The organism is Okeania sp., assembly GCF_035285525.1.
Taxonomy (GTDB): Bacteria; Cyanobacteriota; Cyanobacteriia; order Cyanobacteriales; family Microcoleaceae; genus Trichodesmium.
The window spans coordinates 1-25,965 of record NZ_JAYKGW010000081.1; the positions used below are offsets into that span (position 1 = coordinate 1).

The window sequence follows — 25,965 nt, forward strand, 5'->3', positions numbered from 1 at the left end:
CGGAAGAATAACGAGTACAAAAACAAAGATGACATTGGTTTCACCAGAGGTGTTCGTAATACTAATGACTTCTACAACTTTACTCTAGATTCCGATAGCAACTTCACCCTCACATTAGACCAATTGAAGCGTGATGCTAATGTGATGGTACTCGATGACGAGGGCAACATGGTTCTGAGTGGGTTCAACCCTGGTAATGCTCCAGAATTTGTGAATGGGGAATTAGAAGCTGGAGACTATACTGTTCAAGTATTTCCAGTGGGAGCAGCTAAGACTAACTACTTCCTGAAAATGAACGCCGATCCTATTACTGGCGGTGGTGGTGGAGTGCCAGACCCAGATCCAGTTCCAGAACCTGGAGAAGACCCCGATGGTACTCTAGCTACTGCTAATGACTTGGGCAACTATCAAATGAGCGCACAAAGTGGTGCAGTTGGCTTTAGCGAAGACGGATATGATGATCTTAACGATTATTATAAGTTTACGCTTCCAGCAGCCGATAATGTGCAGATAGTTTTGGACGATCTAGACCAGAATGCTGATTTAAGTCTCTTAGCTAGCGATGGGTCTATACTCTATACCTCTTCTGAATCAGGTATTGACCCTGAGTTTATTAATGTCTCATTAGATGCTGGTGATTACTACCTGCAAGTTACAGCGGTTGGCAGCGCCCAAACAGATTATACGGTTCAATTTTTCTAAGCTCGTCTTGTAGTAAGCGTTTTAGCACTAAAATAATTAACTTTGTAGAGATTGCTTCGGCTAGTAAATTGACTCTTTTTTTAAGGTTGAGTGTAATATTACCGCCTCCCTGCGGACAAGCACAATCTTTTTAATCGGTACTTTATTTAGTTGCAAATCCCTTACTACTAATTAACTCAAACTAAAAATTTTCAACAAAACAAAGGAAGAAAACAATGGCAGAGATTCTTCAAGGTTCCTCTAATGGCTCCTGGGGCAAAGCTGACCCCGGGCCCAACCCCAGTCCCAAACTTTATCCTGGAGACCCCGATACCACTTTTCGTTGGGGAAAACCAGCTTTCGATGACTTAGAGCCAAATGGTTTAATCTTTACTGGAGGAAGTTTTACTGGGGAAATTGGTGAGCAGTTTGAAATAGGTAAGCTCAACTACTTTAATGGTTCTATTTATGTAGAAACAGCAGTAGAGTCTGTACCACTGGAAATCGAATTAGATTTAGACGTTCCCACAGATGAGACTACTACTTTCACTTTCGATTTAGACTTAGATACGACTTTAGATACCTCCGATGACATAGACCTGTGGTCTGATTTCGTCTATTTTCCAGAAGTGTTGCCATCGGAAACTTTCAACATTGATGGGAAAAAATACACCCTAGAATTAACTGGCTTTAGTAAAGATGGGGGGGAAACTCTAGAAAACCGTTTCCGAGTCAGGGAACAAGAAGCAGATGTAGCCAGTTTATTTGGGAAAATCACCAAGGCGCCTATAGGCGATGTCAAAGATCCGAATGCTTACCCAGAGGGTGCTGTTGATATTGGCGACTTGAACAAACGAACCAAAGAATACCGTAATACCGAGGAAATTGGTTTTACTGAAGGTGGTATTCGTGACTTACAGGATTTCTACAGTTTTAGTCTGAGTAAGGAAAGTGAGGTTGACATCACTTTAGACCAACTCAAGCAAAATGCTAACGTGGAAATTGTGGATGGAGATGGCAGCACAGTATTATTCCAATCAGTAGAACTGAACCGGAAAAAGGAAAATATTACCGAAAATTTAGAACCAGGTGAATATTTCATCCGGGTTTATCCTGAAGGAGATGACCGCACTAAATACCGCTTGGGTGTAAATGCTGAAGCACTGGACAACGAAAAAGACGAAATTGCTACTGCGAAAGACCTGGGCAATATTGGACTGGAAGAGGTAACTGAACTCGACCGGGTAGGCTTCGGCAAGGGTAAAAACCGGGACGAACAAGACTACTACAAATTCAGCCTCAACGAAAAAAGCGACTTTTTCCTGACTTTAGACCAACTGAAAGGAAATGCCAACGTTGAAGTTTTAGATGATGATGGTACTACCGTTCTTTACCAGTCTCTTAACAGTAGCCGTAAAGCAGAAAAGATTCGCGAAGAATTAAATCCTGGAGACTATTACGTTCGTGTCTTTCCTCAAGGTAGTGCCAAGACAGACTATCGGTTGGGTCTAAGTGCCAATCCGATGATTGATGAACAGGATGACAAATCACCAGGTATTGATTTAGGAACAGTTACTGAGCTGACCCCTGTCGGCAAAACTGATAAGCTCGGTAGCAACAAAGACCAGGTGGACTGGTACAACTTTACTATACCTGTAGAGAGCGATGTCAACATTACCTTAAATAAACTCAGGGCAGACCTGAACATAGAAGTATTCGATGACGGTGGTGAAATAGTTGATGATAGCACGAACACTGGTAAAAAGACAGAAACAATTGAATTAGAAGAGCTAGACGCGGGAACTTACACAGTGAAAGTTTCTCAAGGTAAGGCTGGTGCTAAGAGTAACTATCGCTTGGGTATAACTGCTGCTGTTCCTTACGTTGACGACTATCCCACTCCAGAAGAATCTCTGGATTTAGGGTTGGTTCCTGAAGGGGAGACAATAGTCTTCAACAACGAGATGGGTCGTACAGTGGGTCGTTCTGGTCGGGACGAACGGGACTGGATTAAGTTTGAAGTTTCTGAAGAGAGCTTTGTTGATATCAACTTAGGTCGTCTGCGTCAAGATCTAAATATGACATTGTATGATGATGATGGCGCTACTGTTCTCAATAATGCCCGCAGTAAGAGTCGCAAAAGCGAAAATCTTGGTGTCTTTTTGGAAGAGGGTACTTACTACGTTGAAGTCAAACCTCAGGATAATCAGCGTAGTGACTATCGGTTCTCAGTTAATATAGAGGGACTTCCTGATGACGGAGGGTTTGAAGTTGGTGACCTTCTAGCTCAAGGTGGTAGCTACAGCAAGTTAGGGGAAAAAATCGGCTTTACTTCTAGCGGAATCCGCAACGTGGTCGATCGTTATAAATTTACCCTCACTGAGGAGAGCGATGTAGAGATTGACCTGACAGGGTTGAAAGCAGATGCTAACCTCGCCTTGTACAGTGACGATGGTACTTTCTTACGTGATTCCCGTCAGAGTGGTCGTAGCAACGAAAACATTAGCGACACTCTAGAAACTGGTGATTATTATGTATATGTAACACCACAGGGCAATACTAAAACCAAGTACGATTTGGATATTTTTGCTACTGGTGCAGGTCCTGACTTAGATGGTGGTCCCGTACCGGAAACCTCTTTGTACAATGATATTGGGACTCTCACTGAAGATTACAGTAAGTTTGAGAATGTTGGTTTCGGAACAGGTACTAATCGTGACGAAGTAGATTTCTATCGCTTCATCCTCAGCGAAGAGAAGACCCTGAATATCACTTTAGAAAATCTGACCGATAACATCAATCTGGAATTGCTGGATAACTCTGGTGCAACCATTTTTGATTCTCGCAACTCTGGTAAGAAGAACGAACAAATCAATGAAGATTTAGATCCTGGTACTTACTACATAGGTGTTGAGCCTCAAGGCAGCGCTCGTGGTGCTTACAACTTGAATATTACTGGTGCAGGGTCTGGTTCTAGTATCGATCCAGACGGTGGTAAACCTCCAGAAAACGTCAATGATATCGGCGTTCTGACTGCTTACGAAGAAAGCGATACCATTGGTTTCACTACAAGCTATCGCGATGTTAATGACTACCGTAAGTTCACTTTAAGTCAGGAGAGCAAGGTTGACATCAATTTAACTAACTTGAATGCCAACGCTGACTTAGAGTTACTTGATAGCGATGGTCTGACATTATTAAACCGTTCTGCTAAAGGTGGTAGCACCGATGAAAAAATCAATACTACTTTAGAAGTTGGCGATTATTATGTGCGGGTATTACCGAAGGGTGCTGCTAAAACCAGCTATCAGCTAAATATGAGTGCAAATGGAGTAGGGGGAACAGAAGACGACACCCCACCAGGAATTTCTCTTGGTACTGTTACTGATTCACTCACTCAGGGAGGCAACCTTGGCTTCGGTTCTGATACTAATGACTATTACAACTTTGATGTTGCTACTCCTGGTTTTGTTAGCGTCGCACTTGATGGACTCATTGCCAACGCTGACCTAGAGCTATATGATAGCACTGGTAACGTATTAATTGGTAGTTCCACCAACTCTGGAAGCACTGCTGAAGAAATTGATACTTTCTTGAATGCTGATACCTACGTTGTTCGTGTATTTGGTCAAGGTAATCAAACTTTCTATGACTTAAGCGTTTCCATTTAATAGTGGTAGTAGGAGGGCGATAGTCTTTCTACCTCATTTTGATAGAATAGACAAACTGTCTATTCTGCCTTTAATTTTCCTATTTTCAGCATTGGTAGTGCATCTAGTGTTTTCACACAAAACTTAAGTATAGGAAGCTAGAAACCTGGTTTTTCCTAGATGTCTATTGTCAAAAACAATGATTTATCTGGGAAACCGGGTTTCTTTTTATTTATCCCCCTTTGATGCGCTATCCCTGATCAGGAACTCCTGAAACCCTTGTGGGAGCAGGGGAGAAGGGAGAAAACATCATACTAGCTAAGTAAAACTGCTTAAGCGATCGCTCTTCTAATGTGTTTTTTTATACATTTTTCTCCAGAAAAAGGCGAACTAAGACTTACACATAACTGGTCATTAATGCCCAAGTTTTATGAAAAGCGAGAGATGTTTATAAAGCATAGCTTTGAAAGGGGGGCAGAAGAGATAGCTTTGAAAGGGGGGCAGAAGGTATCCCCACAACCCCCCTTTGAAAGGGGGTAGAAGATGCAAAGTTTTTCATTAACTAATTATGCGGATTCTATATCAGTCCTGATTGATTAGTACAGCCGAAAATTGTAGGGGTTTGGTCTCCAAACCCCCCACGAGTTCATAGTCGTTATTCCATATTCCTCAAAAAAAAAATTATGGCCAAGACAACTAAAAGCCAAATAACCAAAGTAGTAGATAACAAAGGCGGTTTAGACCCAGACATAGTAGACGTAACTATTGTACCTGGAGATGATGTCACAATTGACATCACTGCCAACGTTACGAAAAACAGTTCCACAAAGCAACCTCTAGACCTAGTTTTTCTCGCCGACCTTTCCGGTTCCTATAGCGATGACTTGCCAGTATTGCGGGACTTAGTTCCCAAGCTGGTTTCCTCTGTTCGAGATGTCCAGCCAAATAGTCAATTTGGTTTAGCATCTTATGTTGACAAACCAAAGTCTCCCTTTGGCAATAGCGGGAGCGGGGACTATGTATATAAGACAGAGCAAGAACTAACCAAATCTAAGAACGATTTTCAAGACGCGATGGATAGCTTGAAAACTAGAGTTGGTGGGGACTTTCCAGAATCTCAACTTGAGGCATTAATGCAGGTAGCTCTCAGGGAGGAAGAAGTAGGCTACCGTAAGAACTCTCGCAAGGTGGTGGTTCTCTCTACTGATGCTGACTATCACGAAGCAGGAGACGGAAAGAAAGGAGGTATCACAACTCCTAATAATGGGGATGCAGTTCTTGATGGTACACCAGCAGGTACAGGGGAAGATTATCCCAGTGTTGCTCAAGTCAGAGATGCTTTGCAAGAAGCAGGTGTGGTTCCGATTTTTGCTGTTACTAGCAATCAGAAAACAAACTACGAAAAACTGGTTGATAAATTAGGTTTTGGTGCAGTAGAAGTATTATCGCGAGATAGTTCTAACTTAGTCAAAGTAGTAACCAATGGTTTAGAAGAAATCTTCAGCGATTTAACCATGGTATCTCAAAGTGATGATTTTGGTTACGTTAAAAAAATTAAGCCTGCTACTTACGAAAACGTCCGTTCTGGGGAAAGTCGCACTTTTGAAGTGACACTGGGTACAAAAGATATGACTGCTGGTGAAGACAGTCTTTCTTTAGAAGTATTGGGTTACGGAGAAACTGTGGTTAATGTTAGCACTTTTGTGAATACAGACCCTGTAGCGAGAAATGACAAGAATAAGAAAAAACTCACCACCGATGAGGGTAAAAAATTGATCATTAGACCAGGAGTATTACTGGCAAATGATACAGATGCAGATGGTGACAAGCTAAGTATTACCAAGGTCAGCAATGCAGACAATGGTAAAGTGAAACTTGCCAAAAACGGTAAAATAACTTTTACCCCTGATAAAAACTTTAGTGGTAACGCAAGTTTTGAATACATTGTTGATGACGGCAATGGAGGTACTGATACTGCTAAAGTTACTGTCAAAGTAGAGGAAGGTAATAATAAGCCAGTTGCAAAGGATGACGCCACTTTTTTCTTCTGGAATAAAGCTCGTACTATTGAAGCAGAAGATTTATTAGAGAATGATAAGGATAAAGATGGCGATAAGTTGACTATTACTAAAGTCAGCAAACCTACAAACGGAACAGTGAAATTAGATAAAAAAAGTGGTGAAATAACTTTCACTCCTGATACAGACGTTATCAAGGGGAGTTTTGAGTACACTATTAGCGATGGGAAAGGTGGTCGAGATACGGCTAAAGTAGAGCTGGGAGCGCTCGGAGACCGTTCGGCGATCATGCCTCGTTCTGCTAAAGTAGATGACTTAACTGGTGCAGAAGAAGGAGAACGCTTTGTTTACGACGACTTGCTAGATGCGGGCAACAATATCACTAACTTTGAAGTAGGTGACGATATCATTGTTCTTAGCAATGTATTAGGAAGTGTTGGTTATGAAGGCAGTGATGCGATCGCTGACGAGTATGTTCGAGTTGTATCCAAAGGTGCAGGAGCGATGGTGCAGATTGATCCCGATGGTCCAGAAGGTCCTGAAGGCTTTGCTCCATTCCTTTCTGTGAGAGGAGTAACAGCAGAAGTTTTAAATGACTCTAGTAACTTCGCGTTTTAATCTAACCAGAGAAAGATGATATAGGTAGTACAGGCAAAATGCCTATGCTACCTATGTTTTTTTAGTTATAGCGTCTATTCAGAGAAACAGGGATAATCACTTCATACAGAGCTTTTCAAATGAATGAACCACATCGCCATAACCTTGCATCTTGTAGGGACGTTCCATGGAACGTCCCTACTGTGGTTTACTAATTATGAAAACCGCTGTAATCCCCTGCTTACTTGCTAAAGGCGATCGCGACTTCCACCAACATCTTGAAAAACCATAGCATCAGATTTGCTGAAAAAAGCAGAGTTTTGAACCCACCCCTAACCCTTTTCAGGAGGGGAAAATAGAGAAAGTAGAAAGAATAAATGTTCCTTGATTTTTATATCCAACTCTTACCCAAAATCCTAATTTTTTGGTAGCTCAAGCTGGAAAAGTTACACTTTTTTTCACTCCTTAAAAGCACTTTTCTTGATCTGTAAATCTCAAAGTATTTACAGCTTTCTACTATATCATAATTCTACCTTATCGTCACTACTCTTCAGCCAATGCTATTGCCAAAGCTACTCCGTTGAAGTATAATTAATAATTTATTTAAAAATAAAAAAATTATTATGACAACCGAACAAAAAATAGCTAATTTATTTCAAATGACAGATGAAGTTTGGGCACGTTATGCTAATCCTTGGAGTGGATTAACTAGATTTTCTATATTACTTAGGACTTACGCAAAGGGACTATATATAGCGTATCGGTGCGTGACACTGACGTTAACGCACCCTACTAATAGCGTTCATGCGTAAGTCCTGTTACTTTTAATTATTGTTTCTATTAGACATCTCCAAAAATAAAAAATCAAATCAATTCTTATCCATAAATTATCAATTATTTCTTCCTGTTCCCAGTTAAGTGTTCTTAGTTAAGTGTTCCCTCTTGTCTGGAGATGTCTATTTGGATATGAACATATACTATATAACCGGATTCTATATCAGGGGCGGGTTTATGTAAATTCTAGAATAAGCATGAAAATTTCTGATCAAACCCGCCCCTACCCTATGCACTATTTTAGCTGTGTTAATCCACTACTGAACTGATAACTGAAATGATTTGTACCTCATCCAAACAACTGAACTTTGCAGAATTTATTACCCAATATGGGGACAATACAAGCTATGAATTAATTGACGGAGAACTAAGAGATATGCAGCCTAATGGTGTTTACGAAGCTGTTGCTGGAAGTATTGCTGGTAGAATTTACAGCGCTTTTCAAATGAATGAACCACATCATCATCACCAAAATCTTGTAGGGACGTTTCGCTGCGCGACATGAAAAGCATTTTTGTTATGCAACGTCCCTACTGTGGTTTACTGATTTCTCGGGAATCGTAATGAAAACCGCTGTATGTGGAAGTTTTTCGGAATAATTTCAACTGGTTGATTCCCAAAAATTCTGTGGTGCGGGCATCTTGCCCCCGTACTGTAGGTGAAATAACTGCCCTACGTCCTGATGTGATTGTTTTAGACAAATCAGAACTTATTAAAGAACCTCTTTGGCAAAAAGAACCAGTAATTTGTAATGGTAATATTATTAAACTTGTCGCAGAAGTTGTTAGTAAAAATTGGCAAGATGATTATGCTATAAAAGTATAAGAATATGCTTTTTTAAATCTTTCAAAATATTGGATTGTGGATTTTATGGGGTTAGGTAGTTTACAATTTATTGGTAATCCTAAACAACCTACTTTTACAATTTTTCAGTTAGTTAATGGTGTGTATCAACAACAGCAATATCGTTTGGGAGAACCCATTTATTCCTATCTATTTCCTAATTGAAAATTGCGACTCGACGATATTATGCCAATTTAAAATACTGACTAATGTAAATATTTTTTGCTTTTTTCCTATCCCAAAATATGCTGTATATTTTTTCCCAAACCCCCCACACTTTCCCTCCTGAGAGGGGTTAGGGGTGGGTCTCAAACTTGGCTTTGTTCAGTAAACCCTAATTATTCATTATCAATTAATGAACTTACTGTCTATATTAATATAGAGATAGTAGCCTAATCTTGTTAATATGAGTTATTGCCTCAATCCTCAATGCCAAAATCCTCAAAATCCTGAAGGGACATTATATTGCCTTGCCTGTGGAGCAAAATTGCTGCTGAGAGAAAGATATCGCCCTATGAAACCTATCGGTAGAGGTGGGTTTGGTCGGACTTTTCTGGCTGTAGATGAAGATAAACCTTCTCATCCCCCTTGTGTAATTAAACAATTTTTACCTCAACATACTGGGGACCCTAAAAAAGCTGCCGAGTTATTTCAACAAGAGGCAGTTAGATTAGATGAACTTGGTAAACATCCACAAATTCCTGAATTATTAGCTCACTTTGAACAGGATAATAATCAATATTTAGTACAAGAATTTATTGATGGTTCTAATTTAGCTGCAGAGTCAATTAAAAGGGGTCCTTTTAATAGTAATCAAATTAAACAAATTTTAAATGAATTATTACCAGTTTTACAATTTATTCACGAACATAAAGTAATTCATCGAGACATTAAACCAGAAAATATTATTCGTCGTAATTCTCCTCCACAAGTTACTGGATGGATGAATAATACTAATCAATTAGTTTTAGTTGATTTTGGGGCAGCTAAAGTGATTACTGGAACTTCCTTAATGCAGCCAGGAACAATTATTGGTAGTCCGGAATATGTTGCTCCAGAACAGGTAAGAGGTCATGCAATTTTTGCCAGTGATATCTATAGTTTGGGAGTAACTTGTATCTATTTATTAACTCAAGTATCTCCTTTTGATTTATTTGACGTAATGAAAGATAAATGGGTATGGCGAGATTATTTAAGTCAACCTATTAATAGTGTTTTAGCCAGAATTATTGATAGGATGCTGGCCACTAATCCGCAAATGCGTTACCAGTCTGCGGCGGAAGTAATGAAGGAATTAAATCCACAACAGGAAACTCCTGTTCTCCCTAATATTCCGGCACCGACACCATCTCCAACTCCTATTCAACCAACTATATCCACATACACACCTCCGCAACCGCAAGCAAAACCAAAGACCAGTTCGATGACAGCACCGCCTCATATTGTGCAACCGACGGTTATTCCTCAACCAAAACGGTCAACTTGGAAATGTGTTTTGACTTTGACCGGACATTTTGACTCGGTGAATACGGTAGCGTTTAGTCCCAATGGAGAAATATTGGCGAGTGGGAGTCGCGATAAAACTATTGAAATTTGGGATATGAAGAAAAGCAAACGTTGGTTTACTCTGACTGGTCATGGTGACTCTGTGCAAGCGGTCGCGTTTAGTCAAGATGGAGAAATGTTGGCGAGTGGGAGTCGGGATCAGACTATTGAAATTTGGGATATGAAGAAAGGCAAACGTTGGTTTACTCTGCTTGGTCATTCTGACTGGGTGGATACGGTGGCGTTTAGTCCGGATAGTCAAATGTTAGCAAGTGGAGGTAGAGATAAAACTATTGAAATTTGGAATTTGCGGAAAGCAAGGCGCTGGTTTACTTTAAACGGGCATGACGATCGGGTTTATAGTGTTACTTTTAATCAAAATGGGGAATTTTTGGCAAGTGGTGGTCGCGACCAAACTATTAAAATATGGAGTTTGGAAAAGGGGAAAGAGTTATTTTCCATTAAGGGTCATTCTGACTGGGTGCGATCGCTAAGTTTTAGTCAAGATGGTAAGGGTTTGGCAAGTGGGAGTCGGGATGGCACGATTAAGTTATGGCAGGTTTATGGAGGGGAACTTATTTCCACACCTGTACAAAATTTGAAATATGGTATGAGTGATGTTTTATCGGTGACGTTTAGTCCGAATGGCAAAATAGTTGCGGGTGGATATCGGAATGGGAATATTAATTTATGGGATGCTCTCACTGGGGAATTATTGGAAACATTGAATGGTCATAAGAGTGATGTGTTTTCAGTGATGTTTAGTCAGGATGGTAAGAGTTTAGCAAGTGGGAGTAATGATAAAACCATTAAAATTTGGCAACAGTGATACAGTTATCAGTTATCAGTTATCAGCAGTTTTCATTCTGGTAAACTACTGTAGGGATGTTCCATGGCACGTCCCTACTAGATTATCATCAGGACTAAAGCCACGCGAACCCAGAAACCGGGTTTCTTTGCGTAAGTCTTGATCGTATAAAATCCAGATAATTACTATATCTAAGTCATTGCGAAATGACTTTAATAGTTAATGTTTATCCGAACATAATATTGTAGTTTTCATTATCAATACTCTTCACTACTCCCTACTCTCTACTCCCTACTCCCTGATTAATTATTAATTATCATAAGTAATTTCTGACTAATATCATTGATTGGCAAAATATATTGAGCAGCTCCCAAAACAATAGCTTCTTTAGGCATACCAAATATGATAGAAGTAGCCTCATTTTGAGCAATTGTCAATCCACCAGATTGAGCGATCGCCTGCATTCCATCTGCTCCATCTCGACCCATTCCTGTTAGTAAAACCCCTATAGAAGAGGAGCCATAAAATTTAGCAATTGAATTAAAAGTGACAGTAATTGAAGGGCGATGTCCTCCAATTGCTGGTGTTTTTGAACAGACAAATTTACCCCTATTATCTAATTCTAAATGATGCTTTTCAGGTGGGAAATAAATTACGCCAGCTTTTGGCAATTCTCCGGAAATAGCAATTTTTATTGGTAGTTGACATCCATTAGCTAACCAATTTATTAAACCATTTAAAAATCCATTACTAATGTGTTGAACACAAATTATTGGTAGAGGAAAAGTTGAAGGTAAATTATGAAGAATAGTTTTTAAAGCTTGAGGACCACCAGTAGAAGCTCCGATTGCTAAGACTTTAATATTTTTGGCAGAACGAGGATATTTAAGTATAGTTTTAGGAGTATCTACAAGATAATTTTTAACTAGCTTATCTTGTATATTTCTGATAAATAATTGTTGTTGACGTTCTTGGTTAATCTGCCGACGATGTAGGGTAAAAACTTTAACCCCAGAAAGAATTTTAATCTTATTAATTAATTCTTGCTTAATCGCATCATAATCTGAATTTAATCCAGTTTCTGGTTTAGGAAAAACATCAACAGCTCCTGCCTCTAAAAGTTGAAAAACATTTTCGGTATCATGTTCTTGAACGGAGTTGCTAATAACTAAAATTGGTCGTGGGTATTCGTGCATAACTTCCCTAGTAAATTCTAATCCATTCATAAATGCCATGTGTAAATCAGTACAAATTACATCTGGCTCGATTTTTGGGATTAGTTTTAATGCCTCTAAACCATTTTGAGCTGTACCTACAACTTCAATTTCTGGAGAGGTAGCAAAAATTCTTTTGAGAATTATTAAAGCTACTGGTGAATCATCAACAACTAATATTTTAATGACTTTTCTTTTCTTTGTCATTTGATTTATTCAGGAAGTAAGAAGTAAAAAGTAAAAAGGAATTTTTCGTAGGGGTTTGGAAACCAAACCCAAGTAAAAATCGGATTTGAAAAGCAAACCCCTACAATTTTTTTTAACTTACTTATTATATCAATTATACTATTAAATTAATCAAGTAGTTCCAGAGGAAATAAATATAGAATAGATGTTAGTATGCTGTAATACTAACTTTTAGTTCTCCTTGGAGACTAATTTTTTCTTCCAGGGTAATGAGATAATGAGTTAATAATTTATAGCTGATAGCTAACGGCTGTTTGCGCAGCATTACGCAGTAAACACTCACTAATAGATCAATGAATCTTAGACAAGTTTTACCTGTAGGAGTAATCATAATTATTGCTACATTTGGAATTAGTAATATTTTTTCTCAAAGTAGTATTCGTACTTTGAAAGAATCTTCTGAATGGGTTGCTCATACCTATCAAGTTAAAAGTTTATTAAAAGGATTAGAAAAAACTTTAGTTGATGCAGAAACAGGACAACGGGGATTTATTTATTCTGGTCAAGGAAATTTCCTCGAACCATATAATTTAGCTCAACAAACAATTGATGATAATTTAGATGAACTTCAAGCTAAAATATCTGATAATCCTGAGCAATTAAAAAGATTGGCTAAAATTGCAGATCTAACAGAATCTAAAATATCAGAATTAAAAGAAACTATAAAACTAAAAAGAGCTGGTGAAGAAAAAAAAGTAAGACAGTTAATATTATCTGGTTTAGGTAAACAGATAATGGATGAAATTAGACAAAAAATTGATGAGATGATGGCAGTAGAAGACCAACTATTGAATGAAAGAAAAAAACAAGCAAAACAGGCTTTTCAGTTAGTCATAATTATTTCCTGGAGTAGCTTGATGATAGTTGTGATAGTAAGTATAATTATCATATTTTTGATTAATAAAATTGCTATTCAACCTATTAATATTATAGCTAATTTGATTGCTACTTCTACTAATGAAATTTCTGCTACAGTCGAACAACAAGAACACACTGCTTTTGTACAAGCTAATTCTGTTCATACTACCACTAACAATATGGATGAGTTAGGAGCATTTTTTCGTCAGTCTTCCCAAGAAGCAAATGCAGCTAATAATACTGCTCAATTAGCTTTAGAAGCAGCAGAAAAAGGAAGCGATACTGTCTGTGAAACATTTGATGCTATGAATAATTTAAAAGTAAAAGTAGAGGCGATCGCTCATCAAATTTTTAGATTAAATGATCAAATAAATCAAATTGGTCAAATTTCTCAAATGGTCAGTAATTTAGCAAATCAAATAAATATGTTAGCTTTGAATGCGAAGGTAGAAGCGGTGCGTGATGGAGATAATACTCAAGGTTTTTCTGTTGTTGCTGCTGAAATTAAGAAATTGGCAATACAGAGTAAATTATCTGCGGAAAAAATCAGAATTTTAGTAGAGGAAATTCAAGATTCAATTCATGCAACAGTATTGGTAACTAAAGAAGGAATTAGAACTGTAGAATTGGGAATGAAAATAACAGATCAAACAACTGCATCTTTTTCTAGAATAACTAAGTCGGTAAATAATGTAGTTATTAATAATCAACAAATTTATTTGAATATTCAACAGCAAGTTCATGGTATTAAACAAGTATTAGAAGCAATGGAAAATATTAATCAAGTAGCAAAGGAAACGGCATTAGGAATTGGTCAAACTCATTCAGGTGTGGAGAGTTTAAAGAAAGCAGCAGAAAAGTTGAAAAATATAGTATAGTTAATAATGAATAATTAATGAGTTTAATTCTTCGGTCGTTAATTATTGAAAAGGAGCTTTAAAATTTAATCCTATTGATAACTAATAACTGAAAAAAGGGAATTGACAAAAAAAATTTGACATGATACTATAAGCATAATGGAGAAGGTGCGCTCATATATACTATATTGAATTTATTTCAATTAGAAAGCTTTTTCTATGATTTCCTCATTTTTTTGAATATTTCTCTCTTCATTCCTTCTTCCTTCTCAAACTCAAATAATCTCTGAGTAAGTTTAAACATTTATAAGTTTCCTCAACTATTTGTCTAATCCTATTGATAACTAATAACTGAAAAAAGGGAATTGACAAAAAAAATTTGACATGATACTATAAACATAATGGAGAAGGTGCGCTCATATATACTATATTGAATTTATTTCAATTAGAAAGCTTTTTCTATGATTTCCTCATTTTTTTGAATATTTCTCTCTTCATTCCTTCTTCCTTCTTATTTCCTCCTTCCTAAACTAATCTTTTTAAAGTTTCTAAAAGAACTTCTTGATTAAAATTATCTTTAGGAATGTAAGCATTAGCTCCTAATTCTGCACCTTTTTGTTTATCTTGATTAGAGGATAAAGATGTTACTAAAATAATAGGTAATTCACTATATTTTTTATTCTCTCTAATTTTAGAAGTTAAACTAAAACCATCCAAATTAGGCATTTGTACATCAGAAACTACTGCATCAACAGAGCGAGTTTGTAACTTATTAAAAGCATCTAATCCATCAATTGCCGTAATAACTTCATAACCAGCACTTTCCAAAATTCTTTTCTCTTGAGTTCTGGTAGAAATAGAATCTTCTGCTAATAAAATTACAGATTTTTTATTAATTATTTCAACTTCTGCTAATTTATTACTTGACTCCTGAATAAATTGAGAAGTATTAATAGATGTAGATATTTTCCGCGCTGACTTAAGCAAATCTTGAGGATTTAAAACCATACAAACATCACCAGTACCAAGAATAGTTGCACCAGCAATATTTCTCACCCGTTTCAATAATTTACTTTGGGGTTTAAGTACAACATCTTGCTCATCAATTAAACTATCAACAAATAATCCTAATTTTTCATTTCCTACTTTTAAAATAATGCAAGGTTTCTCTATTTCATTAGCAACTTTCTCCTGATTAATAACTGAAACTTCTAGCAAATCTGCAAGTTGAGCAACAGATACTGGTTCATTATTAAAAATAATAGTATCCCTACCTTCAATAGTAAAAATTGATGCTGTAGAAACTATGAAAGTTGTTTTAACAGACTCAACTGGCAAAGCATAATAAGTATTTTCAATTCCTACAATTAATACATTTATTGTAGCGAGGGAAGCACTTAATACTACTTTGATAGAACATCCTTTTTTGGGCTGAGATTCTATAGAAATATTTCCTTTTAATTCTTCTACATTTGTCTTAACTACATCTAAACCGACACCTCTACCAGAAACTTCAGTAACAAATTTTTTAGTAGAAAATCCAGGGGTAAAAATTAGAGATTGAATTTGTATTTGTGTCATATACTCTAATTCATATTCATTACAAATACCCTGTTTTATTGCTGTTTTAGTAATTTCGTTAATATCTAAACCCCGACCATCATCTATCACTTCAATTATTACATTAGTTGCAGTATTATATGCTCTTAATTTAATTGTAGCGACTTCTGATTTTCCTAACTTTTTACGTTCTTCAGGTGTTTCAATTCCATGATCTATAGCATTACGAATTATGTGCATTAAAGGGTCTTTCATCTGTTCAATAATTCGCTTATCTGCTTTAGTATTTCCCCCTTCAATTATTAGTTCTACTTTTTTACCTTCTTGTCTAGCTAAATCTCTGACAACTCGGGGGAACATATTAAAAATAGTAGATAAAGGTAGCATTCGCAGAGTACGAACTCCCATTTCTATTTCATTACTAATTAAGTCAAGTTTAGCCACATCTTCATAGATGGAATTTCTGAGATTATTAATTAATAGCCCTAGCTTTTCTAGTTGTTCTTCGGCTCGATGATGATAACTTTGTAATTGTTTAATTGAGTAATCATTAATAGTGGTGCTATTACTAACATTTATATCATGGATAATAAAGCGATTTCTAAACGTATCTCTACTCCAGTCTTCCCACAAATTTGCGATTTCTTCTATTTTTGCTACTCGGTGAGCAAGTCGAATTTGAGTGACAGTTAATTCCCCAGTTTGAGTCATCAAAGAATCTAAATTTCGAGTCGGTACGCGGACTGTTTCAATATGGTAAGAATTTGATGAAGTATGGGAAGATTGAATGCTAAGATTAGTTTCATTTTTAGTGAGAGATAAAGCTGATTTAGAAGTTATTTTTTCTTTATTGTCTGGAGCTTTTTCTGCTGTTGTTTCTAATTCTATATTTGAGGATGATAAATCATTTTCATTGATTTTTTCTGCTTCTACAGAAGTATAATTAATAGTATTTTCTTGAGGATTTGAATTAGTTTTATTTTCTGTTTTTGATTGGGGATTAAGATTTTTAGCACCCATCAAATTTGCTAAGACATGAACAGTATTAATACCTGATGGTTCTCCAGTAACTGCCTCTTGTACAAGTTTATAAATAGCATCTAATCCAAGTGAAAGGCGATCGCTTATTTCTGGAGAGATAGTTTTTTCTCCTCGTTTAATTTCTCCTAATAAATGTTCTATTTGATGAGCAATTTGAGATACATCTCTAACTCCTAACATTCCAGCATCACCTTTTAAACTGTGAGCTTCTCGTAATAATTCTTCTAATTTTTCTAAGTCTTTTGGATATTTTTCTAAGTATAAAAAACCTTCCTCAAGCTTTTGGATATGTTCTTCGCTTGCTGTTTGAAATACTTCCCGAAGTTCAGCATCTTCAATCATAATTAGTTATAAATTATTAGTTATATATTATTAGTTATTAGTTATCAGTAAGACTGACGCCAAGCAACCAAAAAACTGGGTTTATTGTCGTGATATTGCTGATAAATTCAGGAACTTTCCGCAAAGAAACCCGGTTTCTGCGTAAGTCCCGATCGGTTATTATTTTGAGTGCATCTCATATTCCCAAAAATACTTTTTTTCCTATTCCTTATTTCCTATTTCCTATTCCTTATTTCCTATTTCCTATTCCCTTTTTCCTGTTACCTGTTCCCTATTCTCTGTTCCCTATTTTAAACTATAGTTTTAAGTTTAAGTGCTGCTTCATAAAGTTTTTGAGTATTAGTTGTAACTTGGGAAATTCCCTGAGCTGTTTCCGCAACACCATAGTTAAGATTATTCATAGATTTAATCACCTTTTGAATAGCAACTTTTTGCTGTTCAGTATTATGATAAATTTCCTGATTACTAGCAAATAAATCAGAGACAACTGCTGTTAAATTTTGAAAAGTATTAGCAGTTTCTTGAGCTGTTTTAATAGTAGCATCTACTGTATTTTTGCCTTCATTTGTTACCTTTATATTAGAGTTAATTGCGGTTTTAATTTCTGGCACAATAGCATTAATTTTTTTTGCAGCTTCAGAACTTTTATCTGCTAATTTCCGAATTTCTTTAGCAACAACAGCAAATCCAGCACCTTCCTCTCCAGCTCGTATAGCTTCGACTGCAGCATTTAAAGCTAAAATATTAGTTTGCATTGCTAAAGAACTTACTAAATTTGCTAAAGCAGAAATATTACCAATTTGACTTGTTTGTTCACCAAGTTCCTGATTTTGTTGAGTAATACTATTAACAGTTTCTCTCAAATTATGCATTTGGGCAAAAGTTTTTTCTACCATTTTATTACCTTCTTCAGCTAAAGTTAAAGCTTTACTTGCTGCTACTGCAACTGATTCTGCTTTTTGAGATATTTCTTGAGAAGCTTGACCTAGAGTAGTAATATTATTATTAGTTTCATTTGCCACTAATGACTGTTCAGATGTAATCTTTTCTTGGTGATTCATTGTAGACAGTATATTATGGGAAAAATTAGATACATTATTAATCATATTTCTGACTATTTTAGCTATATTAATTATATTCAACCACCCAATAGATAAAAAAGTTATTAGGGATAAAAATACAACTATCAAGGCAATATTTCTAAAATTGTTTACTGTAGCAAATACAATTTTGTTCGGCAAATCATAAACTATAACTAAAAAGTTATTAGCATGGCTTTGTCCTAAAAGAATAGTGTTGTAAGCAATCACCATATCTACATCATTAACAATGTAACTTTGACCTCCAGATAAAATTTGATTAGTTACTTTTTCTGAATAATATTTTTGAATTTTTTCATCCCTATTTAATTCAAAACCCCATTCTCTTTCTGCTTCAGGATGAGATAAATAGTAACCATCTTGATTAATAATAAAAGCTGTACCAAAATTGCTTTTGTTGTCTTCTTTTATTTGTTGGAAAACACGCTCAACTAGCAAGTTGCCAATTATTATTCCTTTTTGTTTACCATCGGTGGCAAAAATAGGAGTAGCATATCTAATTGTTGGTTTGTAGGGAACTTCTATTTTTCCTCTTTCGCGATTAAGATTCAAAGGCGAAACATAGACTTCACCAAAGTTAAGTTTCATTGTTTCTATAAAATAGTCTCGATTTGCTTTATTTTGTAATTGTTTTTTAGGAATAGTTTCGATAATCAATCCATCAGAATCTACCCTTACCATTTCATTGCCATTTTCATCTAAATAACGTAACTGCATATAGTATGGTTTCCCTTGCATAAATGCTGTAAATATTGCGCTTAATCTTTCTACCCAAATATCATAAGTAGAATTATCTTTTGGGTCTATTCCTGTGTTATTTCTAGCTCTAACAATTCCTTGAATTGGCGGTACTTTACTAATAAATAAAATATCAGAACTAATACTTTTTAAGTAGTTAACAATTTGTTCTGTACTATCATTGACTTTAGCTTGAAGATTACTTTTAGCCAAATCCTGTAAAGCATTGGTAGCAGTATTAATACTATAACCACCTACTATTAATAAAGGAATAATCATACTAAAAAATAGAACTATAATAATTTTATATTGTATTTTTATCAAAACATTATTAATCATATTTAACATATAAGTAGTCCTGCAAAATTAATTTCCTAGTATAAATAGGGAACACTTAATTGGGAACAGGACATAAGGGAAAAGAATTGATGATTTTTTCATAATAGCAGATATAATATAATGTGTAATTAGAGCTTGCTAATTAAATTTCAAAGCATTTAGAGATATAGATTTGAACAATTTTAGGTGCTGATTTCTTGGGAACCATAAAAGTACCAGTTTTTCGGTTGATGGAGGGGAAAAAGTGAACCTAAATGGAGTAATTATGACAGAAAAATTAAGGAGGAATTCGCAGTTGATTTCTAGTTTTTGAATTATTTCAACCTATTTAAGATTGCTATAATTCTTTCTTCCTATTTCCTACTCCCTACTCCCTACTCCCTTCATACAATAGACTTTAACTCTGTACTAACTTCATTAAGCTTTTGAATCCCTTGTTGAGTTTGTCCTAAACCAGTTGCTGTTTCTTGTGCTCCAGTATTTAATTCATTCATGGCATCCACTACTTGCTTAATAGCGATCGCTTGTTGTTTAATATTAAGAGAAATTTGCTGATTATTTAATACCACATTATTAATTGCCTCTTTAACACCATTAAAAGTTGTCGCTGTTTGTTGAGCAATTTTCACTCCTAATTCGACATTTTTTGTTCCTGCTTCTGTTGCCATAACTGTAGAATTAATTGATGTTTGAATATCAGAAACTAAGGTATAAATTTTTTCTGCAGACTTTCTACTTTCATCAGCTAATTTACGAATTTCACTAGCAACCACACCAAAACCTTTACCATATTCTCCAGCACGAACCGCTTCTACTGCTGCATTTAAAGCCAACATATTAGTTTGATTAGCTAAGTCACTAACAAGCTGAGAAATATTACCAATTTGATTTGTTTGTTCACTTAAACGAGTAATTTGTTGAGCGATCGCCTCTACTTTTTCACTCAAAGATGCCATACTTTCTAAACTTGTATCTACCGCTTCTGTTCCTTCTTCAGCTAAACTTAAAGCTTGTTTAGCTGCTGTTGCTCCGGCTTCTGCTTGTTCTGCTGTTGCTTGAGAAGAAGCACCTAATTCATCCATAGTTGTAGTAGTTTCATTTACAGAGGTAGCTTGTTGAGCAGCAGTACGTTCTTGTTCATTTATTGTCTCAGAAATTCCTGTAGAAAAAGCGACTATATTTTCAGTTATTGTTTTGATTTTTTGACTAAAATTACCTGTAATTAACAATGCCATCATTATGACAATAACTATCAACAATATCGAACCTATACTGAGTAACCATAACAATATAATTAGATTTTTTTTAGTTTGTTCTGTTTCTGTTTCTAGTAGCTCTCTCTCTCCAGTTATAAGTTCATTACTTAATCTGTCAAATTCATCTAGTAATTGTTGACCTTGTAAAGTATTAAATAAAGCCACAGCTTCAGTTTGTTTACCATCTTTTACCAATTGAATAACTTGATCTGCAAAATATTTAAAATCATTTTTATCTTGCTCCATTTCTTGTAAAATTTTTTTGTATTCATCAATACTAATTGATTCCTTAAGAGACTGAATATTTGCATCTAAGGAGTTTGAAGCTTGATTATATTCGTTAATAAATATACCGTTTCGACTAGCTAGATAACTAAGAAAATTACTAACTATTTTTTCTTCATTTAATGTCATCTTATTTATATCGAGAACTAAAGTTTGTACTCTAGCAACTTCTTTTAAAGTATCAAATACTTTATTAGCAGTTCTATAAACTATTCCTCCTAATCCTAGAAATAAAATTACTGGCACTATATATCCTAATAAGAAAATGTTTCTGAATGTTATTTTTTTCCACATAAATTTTTTCTTTTGTCCTTAATTAGTTAATTAGAATTTGCTGATTAAATATAAAGTAAGCATTCATATATAATCCGGTTACAAGTGTATATGTTCATAATTTTATCTACACTTCAATCTCCTCATCTCCCACAACTATATAACGAGTATTCAACCGGATTTTATGTCAGATCAGCAGTCAGCTGCGTCGGCTATTATGTGCGCAATAAAATCTTTATAAATATTGCTCCCAAACCAGATTTCTTTGAACTTAAATATTGATTCATTTAAACACTATTTAAGACCGAACAATTTTGTTGCTGTTGGCGCTGCATTCCACAGAAAATGCTGACAATATCAAAACATTGATAGATCAAAAATTAGCTTTTTTTTAAGGTGTAAAAAAGTCTGCTTGTTTGACCTATTTAGAATCAAGAAAGTTACAGCGGATTCCACCAGAAGTGAGGTACGCCTACGGGAGCAAGATGTCCGCACTGAAAATAGTTTATTATTAACATCTGTACTTGATATACTTGGAATCTGCTGTAGGATTTTTGGCAACAGTTGGGCAACAAAATTTACCTAAAAATCAAGGTATAAAACCTCTCCATTTATGGAGAAAAAAGAAAAAAATTCATTTTCACCAATCCTCTTTTTTATAAGAAAAAATAATTATAACATTTCCCAGGTTATTCAGCAATTAACAATGAAAAAATTAATAATTACCCTTTCTTAAAAGAAGGGGATTAACTAAAAGGAATTTTTTTTATTTATCCCCTGAAAAGGGGAGGCCTCCAGGTGTGAATTGTTAAATCAATAATTATCGACTATAAACTCTTGATTGTTAATTATTAACTATTAATTTTTTGGTAAGGTATAGTTCTGGATATATTCTCTAGCCTTGAAAGGGGGGCACTGAAAGTTATCCTTAAAAAGGAGGAGCATTAATGTACCTCACCAGCTTGAAAAATGCTATATTAATTATTAGACATCTCCATAAAAGAGGGAACGCTTAACTGGGAAAAGGGAGCAGAAAGAAAGAATTGATAATTTATGGATAATAATTGATTGGAGCTTTTATTTTTAGAGATGTCTATTAATTATTAATTATTACATCACCGGATCTGTTAATCCTAATTCCTCAAAAGCAGTCAACCTTAACTGACAAGAATCACAGACACCACAAGGTTTATCTCCACCTGCATAACAAGACCAAGTTTTTTCCCAAGGTACTCCTAAACTATTCCCCAATTGAATAATCTCTGTTTTTTTCATCTCCATCAGTGGAGCAACAATAGCGATCGCTTCTCCTTCTCTCCCCTGTTTCGTTCCTAGTCGAAACACCTCTTGCATTGCTTGAATATAGTCAGGACGACAATCTGGATAACCAGAATAGTCTAAAGCGTTCACTCCAATATAGACTCGACTCGCATTTACAACTTCTGCATAAGCGAGGGCAAAACTAAGAAAAATAGTATTTCGTGCTGGAACATAAGTAATCGGAATATTTTGTGACATTTCCTCAACCGAGCGATCGCTAGGCAAATCTATTTGATTATCTGTTAATGCGGAACCTCCCCATAATCTTAAGTCAAAATTAACCATCTGATGTTCTATTACACCCAAAGTATCAGCAATTTTTTTAGCTGATTCTAATTCTCGACGGTGGCGTTGTTGATAGTCAAACGATATAGCATAACATTCACAACCATCTGCCTTTGCTTGATACAAAACTGTTGAGGAATCTAATCCTCCTGATAATAAAATAACTGCTTTCATTATTAATTTCTTATTTGAGAGAGGGAACAGGTAGGAGTTTCGCGAGTTTTTTATAAATCAGGACTTACGCCAAGGTACTATATCTATGGTTGCTCCGTAAGTCCTACTATGCTATGAGGACTGACCCAGGGGAACCCAGAAACCCGGTACGAGGGTAGATGTTTATTGTCAAAAACAATGATTTACTTTCTTAACCGGGTTTCTTTGCGTAAGCCCTGTGTTATGATATATATTTATGACTAAAATAGCAACATCTAAGCAATGACCACAGCTTTCATTCTGTGAAGCATCCAGAAAGATGTCAAAAAAAAGTATATCATATACTTAATTTATGATAAATTGATGTATGTAGCTATACATAATTTTTTTTTATTCAACACTAAAAGTATGATATATCAACCCAGTTTCTACAAATATAAGGTTTGCTGAATAAGCCTCTTAGTGAGGCAAGGGAACAGGGAACAGAGAACCGTTTCGACATTCTGCTACGACCAAATTTTCTGATAGTATAGGATCAAAATTCTACCATTTTGAGACGACAACAGCTAAAAACTAGGTACTTTTTCCAGAAAAAAAGGCTACAGCCTTTGCCAGTAAAAGCTTTGATATTTAATCAGCCAGCCCTAAAATAGTAAATCAATCAGAGAAAAAAGCTTAATGCTATCTTCCACAACTGAATATGATATAAAGAAACCAGGTTTTAACTAAAAACCCTGAAACAATATCTTTATTAAGTAACATCTTTTTTATGGTCATTAGTTTTGAACGAGAAAATTGTCATAATCTGAACATAGCAGAATCCCGTGAATGGTTGGTCACAAATGGAATAGGTGGTTATGCCTCTGGGACAATAGCTAACCTCCCTACCCGTCGGTATCATGGACTACTCGTCGCCGCTCTCAAACCCCCATTAGGACGTACTCTACTACTAACAAAATTAGATGAAACTGTTAGTTATAAAAATCAAAACTATCCCCTCTATTGTAATCGTTGGGCAGATGGAACAGTAAACCCAGAAGGTTATCAACAAATAGAGAGCTTCCATTTAGAAGGAACAATAGCAGTCTGGAAATTTACATTTGCAGATGTAATTTTGGAGAAACGAATCTGGATGGAGCAAGGAGAAAATACTACTTATATTCATTATCATCTACTCAGTAGTAGTCAACCAATAAATCTAAACATCAAAGCATTAATCAACCATCGGGATCATCATCATCATACCCAGGCCAAAGATTGGCAACTCAACATCAACAAAACTAACAAAGGAGTTTCCATACAAGCTTTTCCTAAAGCTACTCCCCTATATCTACTAACCTATCCTCGTATAGACGAAAAAACCATAGTATCCACACCTACTAACGATTGGTATTATGGATTTAACCTAGCAGTAGAAAAATATCGGGGACAACAAGAATTAGAAGACCACCTACACGCTATCACCTTCGATGCCGAATTAGAAGTAGGAAAATCTCTAACTATAACTGCTAGCACAGGAGAAAACCCAATGACTAATGGTGAACAAGCATTAGTATTCCGTCGCAGTTATGAACAACAGATAATACAAAAATTTGCTACCGCTCAAAAATCTCAACCAGAACCCAAAAATCTATTGAGCAAACTCTCGAAAAGGTTAACCCAGAAAACACCTAATACCCAACCCACACCAGAATGGATTAACCAATTAATATTAGCAGCTAACCAATTTATAGTCAATCGCAAATCCCCCAAACAACCAGACGGCAAAACTATCATTGCTGGTTATCATTGGTTCGAAGACTGGGGACGGGACACCATGATTAGCTTACCTGGTTTAACCATTTGTACAGGACAACTTAATGTCGCCCGTTCAATTTTACAAACTTTTGCCAAATATGTCGAGCAGGGAATGTTACCTAACCGCTTCCCAGATAGTGGTACAACACCAGATTATAATACTGTAGATGCCACACTTTGGTATTTTGAAGCAGTTCGGGCATATTATGAAGCAACCGAAGATGACAAATTAATAGAAGAGTTGTTCCCAGTGTTAGCAGAAATTATTGATTTCTATCGTCGAGGAACTCGTTATGATATCCATGTAGATGCTGATGATGGTTTAATTTATGCGGGAGAAGCAGGTAGTCAACTTACTTGGATGGATGCGAAAGTAGGTGATTGGGTAGTGACACCGCGTATTGGGAAACCGATTGAAATTAGTGCTTTGTGGTATAATGCTTTGCAAATTATGGATAGGTTTGCCCAAAAGTTGCGTAAGGATAAGTTAGATTATGAAAGGTTAGCACGGTTAATCAAGGAAAAGGGTTTTGCTCGTTTTTGGAATCAAGAAGGTGGTTACTGTTACGATGTGTTAGATACGCCTAATGGTAATGATGCTTCTTTGCGACCAAATCAAATATTTGCTTTGTCGTTGCCACCAATGAGTAAATATAGTTATGCTCCCCTGCTAACACCAGAACAAGAAAAACAGGTGATGGATATATGCACTCAAAAGTTATTAACTCCTTATGGGTTACGCAGTCTTGCTAGTGACGAGCCAGAGTATAAGGGTGTTTATGGTGGAGATATTTATCAACGTGATGGCGCTTACCACCAAGGTACTGTTTGGGGTTGGTTGATAGGTGCTTATGTTACGGCGCATTTACGAATTTATAATGATCCGACCAAAGCTGAGGAATTATTGAAACCAATGGCAGAGCATTTAATGGTGCATGGTGTTGGTAATATCAGTGAGATTTTTGATGGTAATGAACCAATAACACCTCGTGGTTGTATTGCTCAAGCATGGAGTGTGGCAGAAGTTTTGCGAGCTTGGTCAATGATTAATCGGGTTAGTTGAAACCAAGAGTAATATAGAATCCGGATAATTAATATCCCTAAGTCATTGCGGGTGGAATGAAGCAATCTCCGTGCGCCTCTGAGATTGCTTCCTATCGTCGATAGGGACGACTTTACTTTTCAACTGGATTTTATAGCCTAAAAATGTAGGTTGGGTTGAGGAACGAAACCCAACAAAAGCTTACTAATTTTAGGTGATCCTTGTAGATTGAGACCCGTAAAAATGTAGGTTGGGTTGAGGAACGAAACCCAACAAAAGCTTA

Annotated in this window: 15 protein-coding genes; 10 read left to right on the forward strand and 5 right to left on the reverse strand. The window is 35.9% G+C overall.

Features of this window, described 5'->3' with window-relative positions; genetic code table 11:
* From VKJ25_RS07910 to VKJ25_RS07945, 8 genes are all read left to right on the forward strand, one after another.
* Positions 1 to 702 (forward strand): PPC domain-containing protein (locus tag VKJ25_RS07910; RefSeq protein ID WP_324236079.1); only part of this gene is annotated, 702 nt, incomplete at its 5' end.
* A gap of 215 nt (positions 703 to 917) precedes the next feature.
* Complete coding sequence (locus tag VKJ25_RS07915; protein WP_324236080.1) at positions 918 to 4,352, forward strand: pre-peptidase C-terminal domain-containing protein; 3,435 nt, start codon at positions 918 to 920, stop codon at positions 4,350 to 4,352.
* A gap of 662 nt (positions 4,353 to 5,014) precedes the next feature.
* Positions 5,015 to 6,967 carry a cadherin-like domain-containing protein gene (locus VKJ25_RS07920; RefSeq protein ID WP_324236081.1) on the forward strand — a complete coding sequence of 651 codons (1,953 nt, stop codon included), beginning with the start codon at positions 5,015 to 5,017 and terminating at the stop codon, positions 6,965 to 6,967.
* Between the two features lie 602 nt (positions 6,968 to 7,569).
* Positions 7,570 to 7,758, forward strand: coding sequence for a DUF6653 family protein (locus VKJ25_RS07925; protein WP_324236082.1), 189 nt, complete (start codon positions 7,570 to 7,572; stop codon positions 7,756 to 7,758).
* A gap of 299 nt (positions 7,759 to 8,057) precedes the next feature.
* Complete coding sequence (locus VKJ25_RS07930) at positions 8,058 to 8,285, forward strand: hypothetical protein (RefSeq protein ID WP_324236083.1); 228 nt, start codon at positions 8,058 to 8,060, stop codon at positions 8,283 to 8,285.
* Between the two features lie 74 nt (positions 8,286 to 8,359).
* Positions 8,360 to 8,605 carry a PDDEXK family nuclease gene (locus VKJ25_RS07935; RefSeq protein WP_324236084.1) on the forward strand — a complete coding sequence of 82 codons (246 nt, stop codon included), beginning with the start codon at positions 8,360 to 8,362 and terminating at the stop codon, positions 8,603 to 8,605.
* Between the two features lie 45 nt (positions 8,606 to 8,650).
* Positions 8,651 to 8,788: a hypothetical protein gene (locus VKJ25_RS07940; RefSeq protein ID WP_324236085.1), complete on the forward strand. Its 138-nt coding sequence runs from the start codon at positions 8,651 to 8,653 to the stop codon at positions 8,786 to 8,788.
* 241 nt (positions 8,789 to 9,029) lie between these two features.
* Positions 9,030 to 10,997, forward strand: a complete 1,968-nt coding sequence (locus tag VKJ25_RS07945) for a protein kinase domain-containing protein (RefSeq protein WP_324236086.1) — start codon at positions 9,030 to 9,032, stop codon at positions 10,995 to 10,997.
* 281 nt (positions 10,998 to 11,278) lie between these two features.
* Here the strand turns inward: VKJ25_RS07945 and cheB are convergent, their stop codons facing one another.
* Positions 11,279 to 12,397 carry a chemotaxis-specific protein-glutamate methyltransferase CheB gene (gene cheB / locus VKJ25_RS07950; protein ID WP_324236087.1) on the reverse strand — a complete coding sequence of 373 codons (1,119 nt, stop codon included), beginning with the start codon at positions 12,395 to 12,397 and terminating at the stop codon, positions 11,279 to 11,281.
* 332 nt (positions 12,398 to 12,729) lie between these two features.
* Here cheB and VKJ25_RS07955 point away from each other — a divergent pair, with 332 nt between their 5' ends.
* Entirely contained in the window at positions 12,730 to 14,172 is a 1,443-nt protein-coding gene (locus VKJ25_RS07955; protein ID WP_324236088.1) for a CHASE3 domain-containing protein, read from the forward strand.
* Between the two features lie 504 nt (positions 14,173 to 14,676).
* Here VKJ25_RS07955 and VKJ25_RS07960 read toward each other — a convergent pair.
* From VKJ25_RS07960 to queC, 4 genes are all read right to left on the reverse strand, one after another.
* A complete protein-coding gene (locus tag VKJ25_RS07960; RefSeq protein WP_324236089.1) occupies positions 14,677 to 17,094 on the reverse strand; it encodes a hybrid sensor histidine kinase/response regulator in 2,418 nt (805 codons plus the stop codon).
* Between the two features lie 290 nt (positions 17,095 to 17,384).
* Complete coding sequence (locus VKJ25_RS07965) at positions 17,385 to 19,271, reverse strand: methyl-accepting chemotaxis protein (protein WP_324236090.1); 1,887 nt, start codon at positions 19,269 to 19,271, stop codon at positions 17,385 to 17,387.
* Between the two features lie 383 nt (positions 19,272 to 19,654).
* The gene (locus VKJ25_RS07970; protein ID WP_324236091.1) at positions 19,655 to 21,106 is read right to left on the reverse strand and encodes a methyl-accepting chemotaxis protein; all 1,452 of its coding nucleotides are present in this window, start codon (positions 21,104 to 21,106) and stop codon (positions 19,655 to 19,657) included.
* Between the two features lie 1,089 nt (positions 21,107 to 22,195).
* Positions 22,196 to 22,864, reverse strand: a complete 669-nt coding sequence (queC, locus tag VKJ25_RS07975; RefSeq protein WP_324236092.1) for a 7-cyano-7-deazaguanine synthase QueC — start codon at positions 22,862 to 22,864, stop codon at positions 22,196 to 22,198.
* Between the two features lie 748 nt (positions 22,865 to 23,612).
* On the opposite strand from queC, the gene VKJ25_RS07980 reads away from it, so the two are divergent.
* Positions 23,613 to 25,703, forward strand: a complete 2,091-nt coding sequence (locus tag VKJ25_RS07980; protein WP_324236093.1) for an amylo-alpha-1,6-glucosidase — start codon at positions 23,613 to 23,615, stop codon at positions 25,701 to 25,703.
* The last annotated feature ends 262 nt before the right edge of the window (positions 25,704 to 25,965 follow it).

Coding starts and splice junctions, on each gene's coding strand:
- VKJ25_RS07925 (WP_324236082.1), top strand. CDS start 7,570: ATGACAACCGAACAAAAAATAGCTAATTTATTTCAAATGACAGATGAA.
- VKJ25_RS07930 (WP_324236083.1), top strand. CDS start 8,058: ATGATTTGTACCTCATCCAAACAACTGAACTTTGCAGAATTTATTACC.
- VKJ25_RS07945 (WP_324236086.1), top strand. CDS start 9,030: ATGAGTTATTGCCTCAATCCTCAATGCCAAAATCCTCAAAATCCTGAA.
- VKJ25_RS07920 (WP_324236081.1), top strand. CDS start 5,015: ATGGCCAAGACAACTAAAAGCCAAATAACCAAAGTAGTAGATAACAAA.
- VKJ25_RS07970 (WP_324236091.1), bottom strand. CDS start 21,106: ATGTGGAAAAAAATAACATTCAGAAACATTTTCTTATTAGGATATATA.
- queC (WP_324236092.1), bottom strand. CDS start 22,864: ATGAAAGCAGTTATTTTATTATCAGGAGGATTAGATTCCTCAACAGTT.
- VKJ25_RS07980 (WP_324236093.1), top strand. CDS start 23,613: ATGGTCATTAGTTTTGAACGAGAAAATTGTCATAATCTGAACATAGCA.
- VKJ25_RS07955 (WP_324236088.1), top strand. CDS start 12,730: ATGAATCTTAGACAAGTTTTACCTGTAGGAGTAATCATAATTATTGCT.
- VKJ25_RS07915 (WP_324236080.1), top strand. CDS start 918: ATGGCAGAGATTCTTCAAGGTTCCTCTAATGGCTCCTGGGGCAAAGCT.
- VKJ25_RS07960 (WP_324236089.1), bottom strand. CDS start 17,094: ATGATTGAAGATGCTGAACTTCGGGAAGTATTTCAAACAGCAAGCGAA.
- VKJ25_RS07940 (WP_324236085.1), top strand. CDS start 8,651: ATGGGGTTAGGTAGTTTACAATTTATTGGTAATCCTAAACAACCTACT.
- cheB (WP_324236087.1), bottom strand. CDS start 12,397: ATGACAAAGAAAAGAAAAGTCATTAAAATATTAGTTGTTGATGATTCA.
- VKJ25_RS07965 (WP_324236090.1), bottom strand. CDS start 19,271: ATGATTAATAATGTTTTGATAAAAATACAATATAAAATTATTATAGTT.